We start from the raw sequence: 14,411 nt of genomic DNA on the forward strand, positions 1-14,411 counted from the left end.
TTAAAGCAGAGGTTGCGGGATTTTTTCTGCAAAAACCCTTATCTATGAAAAAGATTTTAATTGCAACCACAAAACCGTTTGCTCCGGAGGCAATAAAAAAAATTAAAAAGATTTTAAGTAAAGCAAATTCCGAATATAATCTTGAATTGCTTGAAAATTACACTGACCGGCAGAATTTGCTGAAAGCAGTTGCTGATGCCAATGCGTTAATTGTAAGAAGCGATAAGGTTGATGCCGATGTGTTTGAAGCTGCTCCAAAGCTTCAGGTTGTGGTGAGAGGCGGTGCCGGATACGATAATGTAGATTTGGACTCAGCAACAAAAAAAGGGGTTGTTGTGATGAATACTCCCGGCCAAAACTCCAATGCGGTGGCCGAGTTGGCCATCGGTTTGGCGCTTTTTGGTTTACGCGAAAAATTCAGTGGTAAATCCGGTGGTGAAATGCGGGGGCGCACCCTTGGTTTGCACGGGTTTGGTTATGTTGCCCGGAATGTTTTTCGCATTGCACGCGCCTTTGGGATGAAAGTTATTGTTTATACGCGTTACAGCAAAGGGGCCGCTGCAGCCATTGGGTTAAAAGTAACCAATTCGCTGGAGCAACTTTACGAAAAAAGCGACATTGTTTCCATTCATGTTCCGGCGCGCGGCGAACATATTAAATCCGTTAGCTACGATGTGTTGAAATACCTTAAAGATGGAGCTGTAGTTGTAAACACAGCGCGTAAAGAGGTAATTAACGAACCCGACCTGGTGAGAATAATGGAAGAAAAGCCCGGAATTAAATACATGTCGGATATTACACCCGACTGCGAGGATGTTTTTCAGGAAAAATTTGAAGGGCGCTATTTTTTCACCCCTAAAAAAGCTGGTGCCCAAACTATTGAAGCAAATATTAACGCAGGTGTAGCTGCAGTACAGCAAATTGTTGCTTTTTTTGAAAATGGCGACACCACTTATCAGGTGAATAAAAAATAATTATGGCAACTATAAAACCGTTCAAAGGACTCCGTCCACCTAAAAATATTGCAGAAGATTTGGCCTGTTTGCCCTACGATGTAATGAATTCGGAAGAAGCAGCACAAATGGCCGCCGGGAACGAAAAATCGCTGCTGCGTATTACCCGTGCCGAAATTGAACTGCCGGAAATTCAGGATATTCATTCTGAAACTGTGTACAATAAAGCCCGGGAAAACTTTATTGCTTTTCAGGAAAAAGGATGGTTGGTGCAAGACGATGAACCCAAATATTACATCTACGCACAAACCATGAACGGGCGCACGCAGTACGGTATTGTGGGTGGTGCAGCCTGCTCCGATTACGAAAAGGGAGTGATTAAAAAGCACGAACTCACACGGCCGGAGAAGGAGGAAGACCGCATGGTGCTTACGCGGTACCTGAATGCCAACATTGAACCTGTATTTTTTGCCTATAAAGCTGTTCCTGAAATTGATGAGGTTATAAAAAGCGTAGTGGAAAATAACGAACCTGATTACGATTTTACAGCTGATGATGGTTTCGGACATCACTTTTGGGTAATTAATGATGTGGTTAAAAACCAAAAACTTGAAAAGCTTTTTGCTGAAAAAGTACCCTGCACTTATGTCGCTGACGGGCATCATCGAACAGCCGCCGCCGCACGGATTGGGCTCGAAAAATCAGCCCAAAATCCGAACCACACCGGCAACGAAGAATACAACTTTTTTATGGCAGTGCATTTTCCTGACGATCAACTGCAGATAATTGATTACAACCGGGTTGTTACCGACCTGAACGGCCATTCAGAAGAGGGTTTCTTACAAGAACTAACCAAAGGATTTGAAGTAGAAAAAATAGGGGCTGAGATATTCAAACCATCACGTTTACACGAGTTCAGCCTTTATCTTTCAGGAAACTGGTACAAACTCACTGCCCGCAAGGGAACATTTGATAATGACGACCCGATTGGTGTCCTCGATGTTACTATCCTCTCAAGTCAGGTTCTTGGGCCAATTCTTGATATTACTGACCTGCGTACCTCAAAACGAATCGATTTTATTGGCGGAATCAGAGGACTGGAAGAACTAAAAAAGCGGGTTGACTCAGGCGAAATGAAAGCAGCTTTCGCTCTTTATCCTGTTTCGATGCAGCAATTAATTCACATTGCCGACAGCGGGAATATTATGCCTCCCAAAACCACATGGTTTGAACCCAAATTACGCTCGGGACTGGTAATTCACAAACTGGACTGACATGTAGAATGTATATTAACTTGAAAAGGGGGCTGAGTGTTTCGGTCCCTTTTTTTATTTCCCAAACATTGCACCGGCTGTTTTATTTTCCTTAAAAATCGCTAATTTCAGCAGTTTAAAATCAGAAATTATGGATATTGAAAAGATAACACTTGGCAGCATTTACAAGCGTAAAAAAACCGATCGCGATATTTTTCAGGAACTTATGCCCACAAAGGTAAAAGAAGTGCTCCTTGTGGCCACGCTTTACGACTCCTATTCAATTGTGCGGGAAGGCCAGTTCAGCGATAAAATTTTTGGCGAATACCTGCAGCTCAATTTATATGCAGCACCGCGGTTTACAAGCGTAAATACCAGGGAAGAAGCACTACTCACACTCGAACACCGCGATTTCGACCTGATAATTGTAATGGCCGGCCTCGATAAAGATGCAGCAGTTGAAACAGCGCGCGAGCTGAGTCAGAGCCGTCCGCGGATTCCGCTTCTGCTGCTGGCAAATAACAATGCCGATTTAAGCTATTTTCAGGCCGAAGGGAGAAAAATAGACTTTATCGACCGGATATTTGTGTGGAACGGAAATTCCAATGTTTTCCTGGCCATGATTAAATACATAGAGGACAAAAAGAATGTAGCCCGCGATACACAAAACGGGAATGTTCGGGTGGTGCTGCTGGTGGAAGACAGCATTCAGTACTACTCGCGCTACCTGCCAATTCTTTACACCACAATTATGACCCAAACCCAGATTCTGGTGCAGGAAGATGCCAAAGACGAGTTGCATAAAATTTTGAAAATGAGGGCCCGGCCCAAAGTGATTCTGGTTGATAACTTTGAAGATGCGGTGCAGGTTATTAATAGCTACCGGCGGTACATGCTTTGTGTTATTTCCGACGTTCAGTTTGAACTCAACGGGGTGGACGATGAAAATGCCGGAATTGAGCTGCTGAAGTATGCGAAAAGCAACCTGAAATACGCCATTCCGGTGTTGTTGCAGTCGCAGGACATTGAAAATGCAGAACGTGCAAAAAGCATTCAGGCCGATTTCATCGATAAAAATTCAGAAAGCCTTTCCATGGATATTCTGAACTTTTTGTACCGGCGCCTCGGGTTCGGGAATTTTGTTTTTAAAGGCCAGGATGGCAAACCGATTACCGAAGCTGAAAACCTGGTTGAATTTCAAAAAAAATTCAGGGATATTCCGGCCGAGGCACTGCTTTACCACGGGAAAAGAAATTCTTTTTCAACCTGGCTGATGGCCCGCGGCGAAATTAATATGGCCGAACAGTTGCGGCCGATAAAAACAGAAGACTTCGAGTCCGCAGAAGAGCTGCGGCAGTTTTGTCTTGATGTTTTTCAAAATGTAAGGTTCGAAAAGTTAAAGGGCACCATCGTGAATTTCGATCCCGCACTGGCCACATCAAACCGGCTGATTCACCGGCTGGCCAAAGGTTCACTGGGCGGAAAGGGAAGAGGCATTGCCTTTATTTGCAATTTTATTGAAAATATAGACTTTCAGAAACTGATACCCAGTTTAAATATCCGCATTCCTTCAACTACAATAATTGGGGCGCTTGAGTTCGACAAGTTTGTTGAAATGAATAATTTGTATGACGATATTTATTCATTAAACGATTACGAGTCCATCCGGCAGCATTTCCTGGAGTCGGAATTTGACAGTAAAATCCGGGAGCGCTTAATGAGCTATCTCGAACAGGTAAATAAACCACTTGCCGTGAGGTCATCCGGACTTTTCGAGGATTCATTGCTGCAACCATTTTCAGGCGTTTATGCAACCTACTTAATTCCCAATAACCATCCCGATATAAATGTGCGTTTCAATCAGCTGGAAACAGCAGTGAAACTAGTGTATGCAAGTATTTTTACCGAATCGTCGCAAGCTTATTTCGATGCCATTAATTATAAAATTGAAGAAGAAAAAATGGCAGTTGTTATTCAGGAAGTAGTAGGGCAGGAATATAACAACAAATATTATCCGACAATTTCGGGCGTTGCACAATCGTATAATTATTATCCCATTTCGTACATGCAACCCGAGGATGGTTTTTCAGTGGCAGCTGTTGGGCTGGGAATGTATGTTGTTGGAGGGGAAAGTTCGTACCGTTTCTGTCCCCGTTTTCCTGCCATAAATCCTACGGCTGTCAGCGATCAGCTGCGCGATACCCAGCGTCATTTTTATGCCATCGATATGACAAAAAATGATTTTGACCTTATTACCGACGGCGAGGATGCTGCTATTATAAAATTCAGGATTAAAGAAGCTGAAAAAGATGGTACGCTTGAGCATTCTGCATCAACTTACCTGATGGAGAACGACGATCTGGTTCCCGGAATTCAGGACGAAGGGCCACGGGTTATCGATTTTGCCAATATCCTGAAATATGATTATGTCCCGTTAGCCGAAACCCTCAGGCTGCTCCTTCAATTGTTTAAAGAAGCCATGGGGTCGCCGGTGGAAATCGAGTATGCCATTGATTTGGATGCCAAAGAAAATGGGGTGCCCACCCTCTACCTGTTGCAAATAAAACCTTTAATAAGGCTTGAACAACAAGTGGACATTGACCTGGGGGCACTCGACGATGAAGGAGTTATTATGTACACCGAACGAGGAATGGGTAACGGGGAAATTGAAAGTATCAGTGATATTGTTTTTGTTGATCCTGAGAAATTTGAAAAGTCCAAAACCCGTCAGATGGCCGGCGAAATAAATAAAATTAACACCCTAATCGAAAAAGAGGGCAGGGAGTATATTTTGATTGGTCCCGGGCGCTGGGGCTCGCGCGATCCTTACACCGGAATTCCCGTACTTTGGTCGAATATTTCAAAAGCACGTGTAATTGTAGAAATGGGGTTGCCCGATTTTCCGCTCGATGCTTCTCTCGGATCGCATTTCTTTCATAATGTAACCTCTATGAACGTGGGCTACTTCTCTGTGCCTCACAATTCAAAAAACGAATTTTTAAAAATGGACATGCTGAAAGCGCAGAAAATTGTGAATGAAAGTGAGTTTATAAAACACATTCATTTTAAAGAACCATTGAAAGTTTTAATGAATGGAAAAGAACGAAAGGCACTTATTCATTTATAGAAAAATGTTTTTATGTGTTGTACAACAGGAACTCTGAGGCTTCTGAATGGTAATGAAGGAAATGTGTTAACAAATTTTAACCTGTTGTCAAATCTTGGACTGAAACTTCGGCATTTCATTTTAAAATTTATCTTTGTCTATTGGAGAAAATGTTTTGAAAACTAAAAATTACAAACAATAAAAACTAAGAGTTTACTGAATTTATTATTATCTAAACCGTAACGTTTGTTACATAAAAATTTCAATCTTATGGACAATATTTTCTTTATAGTTCCAATTGCTTCGATTTTGGCACTGGGCTTTGCCTGGTTTTTCTTTAAATCGATGATGAAGAATTCGGAGGGCACAGACCGGATGAAAGAAATCGCTCAGTATGTTAGAGAAGGTGCCATGGCCTATTTGAACAGGCAATACAAAGTGGTTACAATTGTATTTGTAATACTGTTTATATTGCTCACTATCATGGCTTATTTCAAAGTGCAGAACCCATTTGTTCCTGTTGCATTTCTTACCGGTGGTTTTTTCTCCGGCCTTTGTGGTTTTCTGGGGATGAAAACTGCCACATTTGCTTCGGCACGTACCGCACATGGCGCATCGCAATCGCTGAATAAAGGATTGCAGGTTGCTTTCCGCAGTGGTGCAGTAATGGGCCTTGTGGTAGTTGGTTTTGCATTGCTTGACATTGCCGCCTGGTTTCTGATATTAAACGAGTGGGTTTATACACCCGATAACATGGCCAACGGGCTACATTTTCTTGGGTTAAACCTTGTAAATGCACACCCCGAATATGTAACCGAGGGGGTTATTAACAGTGCAGGCGAACGTGTTAAATTAATTGAAATTACAGTAACCATGCTTACTTTCGGAATGGGCGCATCTACCCAGGCGTTGTTTGCACGTGTGGGCGGTGGTATTTACACCAAAGCTGCCGATGTGGGCGCCGACCTGGTTGGTAAAGTTGAAGCAGGTATTCCTGAAGATGACCCGCGCAACCCGGCTACAATTGCCGATAATGTGGGTGATAATGTTGGTGATGTTGCCGGAATGGGAGCCGACCTTTACGAATCGTATGCCGGTTCTATTCTCGCTACTGCTGCACTGGGGGCTTCGCTCCCTGCACTGGTTATGAAAGATGCAGGACTCACGGCTTATCAGGCTGTGCTTGCCCCAATGATGGTAGCTGCAATCGGTATTATTCTTTCAATAATCGGAATTTTTATGGTGCGCACCAAAGAGTCTGCCACACAGAAAAACCTGTTAAATGCATTGTTGCTTGGAACCGGCGGTAGCTCAGTTCTTATACTTCTGGCTATGATTGGCCTTGTCTTTTTGGGTTGGGTAACCTGGGGCGTTTTCTGGGCTGTGGTAATTGGTTTGGCTGCCGGTGTTATTATCGGGCAGGCCACGGAGTTTTTTACATCCGATGAATACAAACCAACCAAAGGTATTGCCAAACAAGCCCAGCAGGGGCCGGCAACTACCATTATCGACGGCGTTGCAGTTGGAATGACATCTACCTGGATTCCGGTGGTAACAATTGTGCTTGGAATTATGGGTGCTTTCTGGGCATCAGGTGGTGCACAGCATTTTGCCATGGGAGTTTACGGAATTGGTTTTGCCGCTGTTGGTATGCTTTCAACACTTGGAATCACGCTGGCTACCGATGCGTTTGGGCCAATTGCCGACAATGCCGGCGGAAACGCCGAAATGGCGGAGTTGGATCCTAAAGTTCGCGAACGCACCGATGCACTCGATATGCTGGGAAATACAACCGCTGCTACCGGTAAAGGTTTTGCCATTGGTTCAGCTGCACTTACAGCAATGGCTCTTATTTCAGCATATATGGAAGAAGTTCGTTTGTGGTTCAGTAAAATTGCAAAGGCCGGCGAAGGTTTTGTTACCAAAGGAGGTATGGATTTTTATGTTGATGTTCCTGAAGGTGTAAACGGAATTGAAATTGCTTCTGCCTCGGTGAAACAATTTTCAGCCGCTTACGATATTACCCTTTTTAACCCGCTGTTTTTAGGTGGAATTTTCATTGGTTCAATGATGGCTTTCCTGTTTAGTGCACTTACAATGAAAGCCGTTGGGCGCGCTGCTGGTATTATGATTGACGAAGTGCGCCGCCAGTTCCGCGAAATGAAAGGCATTTTAACCGGCGAAACAAAACCGGATTATGCCAAATGTGTTGCTATTTCTACCAAAGGTGCGCAGGGCGAAATGATGCTGCCCTCCATTGTTGCTATTGCTGTTCCTGTAATTGTTGGTGCCGCAATGGGGGTTGCCGGTGTTGTTGGCCTGCTGGCAGGTGGTTTGACTACCGGGTTTACACTCGCAGTATTTATGAATAATGCCGGAGGAGCTTGGGATAACGCCAAAAAATATATTGAAAAAGGAAATTACGGCGGTAAAGGTAGCGAAGCACACCACGCAGCCGTTGTTGGCGATACAGTGGGCGACCCGTTCAAAGATACTTCAGGCCCATCGCTGAATATCCTTATTAAACTTATGACTATGGTTTCGGTTGTTATGGCCGGTTTAACTGTTACTTTAAGTTTGTTATAATCATTTTTGAATTTGAATTGAAAAGGACCACCTGTTGTTTAGCAGGTGGTTTTTTGTTTTGTTTCAGTATAAATTCCGGTTCTTTTATAAAAGAGCACCAATTATAAAAGGATTTTGAGCAAAATATTTCTATATTTAGTTTTTAATTAGGAAAATCAAAAAATCAATTAATATGGCAGATCTTTCAACAACTTACATGGGGGTAAAACTTAAAAACCCGCTAATTCTTGGTGCTTGCAATTTGGTAGAAAAACCAAAAACCATTGAAGAACTTGAAAAAGCAGGGATTGGCGCAATCGTTTACCGTTCGTTATTCGAAGAACAGGTTCAGCTTGAGGACCTTCAAATGTCAGAAGATCTTACCGAATACGAAGAACGCAATGCAGAAATGATTCGGCTTTTTCCGGAAATTGAACATGCCGGCCCGAAGGAACATTTATACAACCTTGAAAAACTGAAGAAAAATGTTAGTGTGCCGGTGTTTGCCAGTTTAAATGCATTGTATGAACCCACCTGGGTAGAGTACGCACAGGAACTGGAAAAAACCGGAGTTGACGGGCTGGAATTAAACTTATATGCTACCCCCGGTTACTTTGAGCGCTCCGCAGAATCGATTGAAGAGAAACAGGTGGAAATTGTAAAAGCAGTTAAAAAGGCAGTAAAAATTCCGGTGAGTGTTAAAATCAGTTTGTTTTATACCAATCCGCTGAATTTTATTAAAAAAGTTGATGAGGCGGGTGCTGATGCTTACGTGCTTTTTAACCGCTTCTTTCAGCCCGAAATTGACATTAAAAAAGAAGAATTTCATTTTCCTTGGGAATTGAGTAATCCAAGAGATCACATGGTCGCACTGCGGTTTGCCGGATTGCTTTATGGCAACCTCGATGGTGATGTTTGTGTGAGCCGCGGAATCTATACACCCGAAGATGTAATTAAAATGTTACTGGCCGGAGCCGATGCCGTGCAGCTGGTGAGTACAGTTTATAAAAATAAACCAGCCGTTGTGGCACAAATCCTCGATGAACTGAACAATTGGATGGATGAAAAAGAGTACAAATCAATAGATGATTTCAGGGGCAAACTATCACGCAAAAACATGAAAGATCCATTCACCTATCAGCGTGCTCAATACATTGATATTTTAATGAATTCAGAAGGTGTTTTTAAGAAATATCCGATGAGATAGGTAATCATTTAAGTTTATATGTGTTACACAAAAGCAGGATCCGTTTCAGGGTTCTGCTTTTTTTTTCTGAGATTTTAATCCCTTTTGCCAATCTTACTTTTTTAAGCTTCATATAGGCATTTTTTACCCAAACAATCAGCATTTTCGCCCCTCTGTTTAAGTCGTTGAAATAACTATTTGTCGAGTCAAAAGACTTTACTTTGTGGTGTTTGAAACAGCAAAGACAACGTTCAAAAAGATATTTAAAAATACGATGGGGAAAGTTAACGTCAGAAAAAATTTTCCCAATACAAACCCAGAATGATAAAACCGGAAAGAAGGTTTATAAGGACGCTTGAAAACTACTGCAAATTATTGTGGTAGTTTTTTTTTTGAGAATTATCAGAGATACTCAATTTCAACATGTTTAAAGAATTTGTTGGCCAGAATTTTCATAATGCGTTTAACTACAAATTTTCGAAGTTCTAATTCTATTGGCTGCTCCGGATCCTGGTGCGCCCAGTTGATGCGTGTGCCCAGAATAATTTCAATGCTGTCGTGTTGAAGCAGCAGTTTAACTACTTTTTCCGGCGGACTGTCCTGCAACCGTGTATCACTGTTGTAATTATCGAGAATTTCCTCTACTTTCCCAAGGGTCAGAATTCCTTCGGTAACCATTTCAAATCCTTCCATCTTTGCTGAAGGTGGCAAAGTATTGCGGGTTTTGGGAGCATGTTCAATCTCAACATTCATATTCAGTTCGCGGGCAATTATTTCGGCAGTGGTTCCTCCGCATATTATTTTTTTTCCGTTGAAACTTTTAATTCGATCGGCAAAATCGTAATCCTTTATTTTATAGAATGGCGGACCTGTAATTAGCATGAATTTCCGTGGTTCCCTGAAATAAATTACGCCGCTCGTGGTATCGTCTTTCATTTCAAAGTTGTCGTTCATGGCTGCCTGGTTAATGATTTTCCTTGACAGTTTTGCGGCCGAAATGGTTGGCATGCGCTCCACCTGGCTCAGGGCAAAACTGTTAACATTATCAATTCCCCAGCCCATGGGATAGCGGTTGTTGCCCCCCAGCCCCGATTGAACAACGCCATCGGTAAGGAATACCAGCCGGTCTTCTTTGCGCGCAACAAATTCGCGGCAACGCAATAGTTTCCCCACATTTTCATGGCCTCTTACCTCCAGTTCGTATTCTTTGGGTTGAAATGGTTTCCCATTGCGTATGATAAGCACCGGCGGATTGTCATAGTTGATTATCCGCACCTTCCCATCGGCTTCCAGTTCAATAATTGTAAAAGTGGCATAACTTTCTTTGCCGTCGCTGCTTTTGGGCAGAGCCTCCATAATTATTCGCGATGAAATTTCGGGCTTGGTGTGAAACCGTGCATATTTCAGTGCCATTGTAGCTGTGAGCTGGGCCAGTACGCTGGCTTTTATCCCGTGCCCGATTCCGTCGCTTAAAACCAGAATAGTACGACCTTCTTCCCTGAAAATGTCAGATAAAAAAACATCACCACAGGCAATTTCATTCCTGGGACGTTTTTGCTGCACATCAATTTCAACGTGGCAGTCTTGATTATTGGTCGTCACCATATCTGTAAGATTGAATTATTGAATTGAGTAGTTCTTCTGTTTCTGCTGCATTTTCGCCCAGCAGGTGGGCGATTTTTTGTACCGTCTCAATATTTTGTTCCTTAATGCGCTGTGCCCGGTTAATAATTTCGTCGCGAACAAGCAAGGGGGCCGACATGTCGCGGATAACGGCACCTACAACCTTTTGTTTGTAAAGTGTTACTACCGAAACATGAAGCAGTTTGTCGCTGTATTTAATGTCGCGGTCAAGCATCTCTTCGCCCGATTTTAGTATGCCCGACAACATCTTGAAAATGACTTCGGGAACCAATCCTTTCACATCAGCGCCTTTCAGCCCGGGAATGGTTTCGTACAACTCCAGGATATCTTCTCCCATTAAACGGGCAAAACTTTCGTTGGAGTCGATAACTTTATTTTCCTGATCCATCATAATGATGCCCAGGTTTATTTTGTGCATCATGTGCGACGAAACTTCCATCGACTCTCTTGCTTTCTCCAGGCGTTTCTCGGTTTTTTTGAGTTGGGTGATGTCATTTATCGAGCCTACAATTCCAACAATTTTGTTGTCATTGTCGCGGATAACGGCTTTGTTTATGACCACATCCAAACGGGAACCGTCTTTTTGTTTTACCCGGGTTTCGTAGCCCTGCACGTCCGGGTTCGCAATCAGCTGCTGGTCCCGGTGATGAAAAATATCAGCCATTTCTTTAGTGTAAACATCATAAACCGACTGACCAATAATTTGTGCTTTCGGCATTCCCAGAAATTCCTCGTGGGCTTTGTTGCACATCTGGAAAACCCCTTCTAAATCGCGGTAGAAAATGGGCACCGGCAATGCATCAATTATTTTTTGATAAAATTTTGGATCTTCAATATTGCCCGGCAAAAAAGATTGTTTGTCGTAAATCATTATATCATTTTTAGTAAGAACAAAATTCAGCTGGAAAATTAGTCATTTAAAAGCTTATTTCGAATCATTTTAAATCTATTTAATAACATGAATTTATGAGTTTTAGCAGTAAAATCGTGATTTGTACTATTATCTTTGTTTTTGTCTTGAATGAAATTTCAAAAGAGGAAATTAATAGTACAATATTGTGAAAATCAACGAAATAATTGAGAAGATAAATGCCAGGGCAGCAACCAGCCTTCCAGAGGAAGACTTCGAACTGGAAAAAGCTTTCAGCTCCGATTTGATGAGCGATGTGCTAACACTCGAAGAGGAAAATATACTGTTGATAACTGGCCTGGCCAACGTGCAGCTAATCCGTACTGCCGAAATGGCCAATATTGATGTGGTTGTGCTCGCCCGGGGAAAAAAGGCATCGCCCGAAATGGTTGAACTGGCCAGCGAAAACGGATTGGTGATACTGGAAACTCCGTTTTCAATTTACAAAACCAGCGGAATACTTTATTCGAATGGCCTAAAACCGGTTTATTAATGGCAATTGAGTTGAATTTTACAATTGAGGGGGGCGATTTTTCCAATGCCGGGAAAGCATCGAGTAAAATAAAAAAGGTGTTAAAACAATTGAATATTGAGGCCAAAATCATAAAAAAAATTGTTGTGGCAGTTTACGAGGCCGAAGTAAACGTGGCTGCACACGCTTATAGTGGAAATGTAAAAGCCCTGGTAGGTGAAAATGATGTGGTGGTGATGGTATCCGATTCCGGCCCGGGCATCGAAAATGTCGAATTGGCTATGAAAGAGGGATATTCAACTGCATCGAAAGAAGTAAGGGAAATGGGTTTTGGCGCAGGAATGGGGCTTGCCAACATTAAAAGAAATACTGACGAGCTTAAAATTGAAACCAAAGTGGGCGAGGGGACAACCGTGACGTTTAGCCTGAACTATTCATAAATTTTAAAAATATGAATAAAGTTCAGGTTAATCCCGACTTAGATGAAGTTGAACTTTTAAAAAAAGTTTTACTGAATCTTAGTCGCTATCGGAGATAGGGATTATTTGTGAATAATCCGGGTTAGATGTTTTTACTGATGAACAACAACAAAAAATATCATGCACTGAAAGTGGATACGCAAAAATGTTTTGGGTGCACGCATTGCATGAAAATCTGCCCCACCGAAGCCATACGTATTGTTAATGGCGTTGCTGTTATCGATAATCAGCGGTGTGTGGATTGCGGAAACTGCCTGCGTGCTTGCCCGGCAGACGCGTTTTATGTGGAGCAGGATGATCTCAGTAAAATTAACAACTACAAACACCGGGTGGTACTTTTCCCTTCGGTCTTTATTGGCCAGTTTTCTGAAATTTATTCTGAAGGCCAGATTTATGAAGCATTGCTTGAATTGGGATTCACCCATATTTTTGAAGTGGAACAACCTGCCGGCTGGCTAATGGAATCCATAAAAGACTTCAGCGGTGAAAATACACACCGCCCGTTAATCTCTTCGTTTTGCCCGGCAATAGTTCGGCTTATCCAGTGCAAGTATCCGTCGCTTACAGCGCATATTGTGAGAAGAAAAGCTCCTCACGATCTGGCCGCTCATTTTGCTATTGAACAGCTCAAAAAGGAGGGGGCAAAAGAGGATGAAATCGGTATTTTTTACGTGTCGCCCTGTTCTGCAAAAATGGCTGCAGTAAACCAGCCCGTGGCCGAAAAAGAGTCGATTGTAACCGGGGTAATCAACATGAAAGATTTGTATAACCGGATTATGAAACTGATTCCAACAAAAGAAAAGATGGACACTTCCGGATTTCGCCGGTACCTGAGCCGCGAAGGAATTTTATGGAGCCTTCCGCGTGGCGAATCGGCGTGGTACAGGAAAAAGTCAATGGCAATCGACGGGATTCATAATGTGGTTAAATTTTTAGAAAGGCTGGAAAACGACGAAGTGCCCGAAATAGATTTCCTGGAGCTGAAGTCGTGCAGCGAGGGGTGTGCGGGAGGTATTTTGCTTACCGGAAACCGCTTTCTTACGGTTGAGCGCCTGCAAAAGCGTGCTGCCCGATATCCAAAAGCTGCACAGGTTGAGGTAGAAAATGCCGCGAAGGAACTGGTGAAAAAGAAACTTGTTGCCGATGAAATTAAACCCGAACATATTTTTGTGCTCGACCAAAATCGCTCCAAAGCCATTGAGAAACTTCAGAAAATTAACGACATTTTATGCCAGTTGCCGGGGTTGGACTGTGGTGGTTGTGGAGCCCCAAACTGCCATGCACTTGCTGAAGATATGGTGAAAGGAAAGGCCAAAATGACCGATTGCGTTTTCCTGCAAAATAAATACTTAAAGGAACAAAAAGTAAAGCCTGAAAAAGCGTATAAAAACCTCGAAAAAATTTGGGGAAAACAACGCTTTGAGGCCGATTGCAACAAAAAAGGAGGTAGAAATGAAGGTTTCTGATTTGGTTGAAAAATACGGACTGAAAGTTTTTTCGGGCAAAGAAGGCCTGGGAAAAACGATTGAAGGCGGCTATGTGTCCGATTTGCTGAGCGACGTAATGGGCAATGCCGCCGAAAATGAAGTTTGGATTACGTTGCAAACGCACCAAAATGTTATGGCCATTGCGTCGTTGAAAGATTTGGCTGCCGTTATTCTGGTGAAAGGCCTGGAGCCTGATGAAGATACGCTTGAGCACAGCAGGGAAGAAGAAATTCCGCTGCTGGGAACTGCAATGGGAACTTTTGAAATGGCCGGAAAACTCTATGCTGATTTAAATCCGGGGTCCCAATCATAAATCCGGTACCCAGTCTGAAGGCCAGGCCTGTTTTTATTGATTG

11 protein-coding genes are annotated in these 14,411 nt (G+C 42.7%); 9 read left to right on the top strand and 2 right to left on the bottom strand.

Annotated elements, in window-relative coordinates; translation table 11 throughout:
- The first annotated feature begins 44 nt into the window (after positions 1-44).
- The 5 genes from BUC07_RS16525 to BUC07_RS16545 all read left to right on the top strand — a co-directional run bounded on the left by BUC07_RS16525 (position 45) and on the right by BUC07_RS16545 (position 9,084).
- Positions 45-974: an NAD(P)-dependent oxidoreductase gene (locus BUC07_RS16525; RefSeq protein ID WP_073172153.1), complete on the top strand. Its 930-nt coding sequence runs from the start codon at positions 45-47 to the stop codon at positions 972-974.
- A gap of 2 nt (positions 975-976) precedes the next feature.
- Positions 977-2,227, top strand: a complete 1,251-nt coding sequence (locus tag BUC07_RS16530; protein WP_073172156.1) for a DUF1015 domain-containing protein — start codon at positions 977-979, stop codon at positions 2,225-2,227.
- 130 nt (positions 2,228-2,357) lie between these two features.
- Positions 2,358-5,333: a PEP/pyruvate-binding domain-containing protein gene (locus tag BUC07_RS16535; RefSeq protein WP_073172159.1), complete on the top strand. Its 2,976-nt coding sequence runs from the start codon at positions 2,358-2,360 to the stop codon at positions 5,331-5,333.
- A 249-nt stretch (positions 5,334-5,582) separates the two neighbouring features.
- Positions 5,583-7,898, top strand: a complete 2,316-nt coding sequence (locus tag BUC07_RS16540) for a sodium-translocating pyrophosphatase (protein WP_073172162.1) — start codon at positions 5,583-5,585, stop codon at positions 7,896-7,898.
- 172 nt (positions 7,899-8,070) lie between these two features.
- Positions 8,071-9,084 carry a dihydroorotate dehydrogenase-like protein gene (locus tag BUC07_RS16545; protein ID WP_073172164.1) on the top strand — a complete coding sequence of 338 codons (1,014 nt, stop codon included), beginning with the start codon at positions 8,071-8,073 and terminating at the stop codon, positions 9,082-9,084.
- 381 nt (positions 9,085-9,465) lie between these two features.
- Here the strand turns inward: BUC07_RS16545 and BUC07_RS16550 are convergent, their stop codons facing one another.
- Both BUC07_RS16550 and BUC07_RS16555 read right to left on the bottom strand, forming a co-directional pair.
- Complete coding sequence (locus BUC07_RS16550; RefSeq protein WP_073172167.1) at positions 9,466-10,668, bottom strand: SpoIIE family protein phosphatase; 1,203 nt, start codon at positions 10,666-10,668, stop codon at positions 9,466-9,468.
- Positions 10,652-11,578 carry a PAS domain-containing protein gene (locus BUC07_RS16555; RefSeq protein ID WP_073172171.1) on the bottom strand — a complete coding sequence of 309 codons (927 nt, stop codon included), beginning with the start codon at positions 11,576-11,578 and terminating at the stop codon, positions 10,652-10,654. Before BUC07_RS16555 ends, BUC07_RS16550 begins: the two co-directional genes overlap by 17 nt.
- 187 nt (positions 11,579-11,765) lie before the next feature.
- On the opposite strand from BUC07_RS16555, the gene BUC07_RS16560 reads away from it, so the two are divergent.
- The 4 genes from BUC07_RS16560 to BUC07_RS16575 all read left to right on the top strand — a co-directional run bounded on the left by BUC07_RS16560 (position 11,766) and on the right by BUC07_RS16575 (position 14,368).
- Positions 11,766-12,110 (top strand): hypothetical protein, encoded by a 345-nt coding sequence (locus BUC07_RS16560; RefSeq protein ID WP_073172174.1) that lies wholly within the window; start codon positions 11,766-11,768, stop codon positions 12,108-12,110.
- Positions 12,110-12,529 (top strand): ATP-binding protein, encoded by a 420-nt coding sequence (locus tag BUC07_RS16565; RefSeq protein ID WP_245792726.1) that lies wholly within the window; start codon positions 12,110-12,112, stop codon positions 12,527-12,529. Before BUC07_RS16560 ends, BUC07_RS16565 begins: the two co-directional genes overlap by 1 nt.
- A gap of 137 nt (positions 12,530-12,666) precedes the next feature.
- Positions 12,667-14,034 carry a [Fe-Fe] hydrogenase large subunit C-terminal domain-containing protein gene (locus tag BUC07_RS16570; RefSeq protein ID WP_073172241.1) on the top strand — a complete coding sequence of 456 codons (1,368 nt, stop codon included), beginning with the start codon at positions 12,667-12,669 and terminating at the stop codon, positions 14,032-14,034.
- Entirely contained in the window at positions 14,021-14,368 is a 348-nt protein-coding gene (locus BUC07_RS16575) for a serine kinase (RefSeq protein ID WP_073172177.1), read from the top strand. Before BUC07_RS16570 ends, BUC07_RS16575 begins: the two co-directional genes overlap by 14 nt.
- The last annotated feature ends 43 nt before the right edge of the window (positions 14,369-14,411 follow it).

Origin of the sequence: Tangfeifania diversioriginum (assembly GCF_900141875.1) — a bacterium.
GTDB classification, from domain to species: Bacteria; Bacteroidota; Bacteroidia; order Bacteroidales; family Prolixibacteraceae; genus Tangfeifania; species Tangfeifania diversioriginum.

Bases quoted from the DNA above. Each gene is read 5' to 3' on its own strand.
- BUC07_RS16550 (WP_073172167.1), bottom strand. From the start codon at position 10,668: ATGGTGACGACCAATAATCAAGACTGCCACGTTGAAATTGATGTGCAG.
- BUC07_RS16540 (WP_073172162.1), top strand. From the start codon at position 5,583: ATGGACAATATTTTCTTTATAGTTCCAATTGCTTCGATTTTGGCACTG.
- BUC07_RS16525 (WP_073172153.1), top strand. From the start codon at position 45: ATGAAAAAGATTTTAATTGCAACCACAAAACCGTTTGCTCCGGAGGCA.
- BUC07_RS16535 (WP_073172159.1), top strand. From the start codon at position 2,358: ATGGATATTGAAAAGATAACACTTGGCAGCATTTACAAGCGTAAAAAA.
- BUC07_RS16555 (WP_073172171.1), bottom strand. From the start codon at position 11,578: ATGATTTACGACAAACAATCTTTTTTGCCGGGCAATATTGAAGATCCA.
- BUC07_RS16530 (WP_073172156.1), top strand. From the start codon at position 977: ATGGCAACTATAAAACCGTTCAAAGGACTCCGTCCACCTAAAAATATT.
- BUC07_RS16545 (WP_073172164.1), top strand. From the start codon at position 8,071: ATGGCAGATCTTTCAACAACTTACATGGGGGTAAAACTTAAAAACCCG.
- BUC07_RS16575 (WP_073172177.1), top strand. From the start codon at position 14,021: ATGAAGGTTTCTGATTTGGTTGAAAAATACGGACTGAAAGTTTTTTCG.
- BUC07_RS16565 (WP_245792726.1), top strand. From the start codon at position 12,110: ATGGCAATTGAGTTGAATTTTACAATTGAGGGGGGCGATTTTTCCAAT.
- BUC07_RS16570 (WP_073172241.1), top strand. From the start codon at position 12,667: ATGAACAACAACAAAAAATATCATGCACTGAAAGTGGATACGCAAAAA.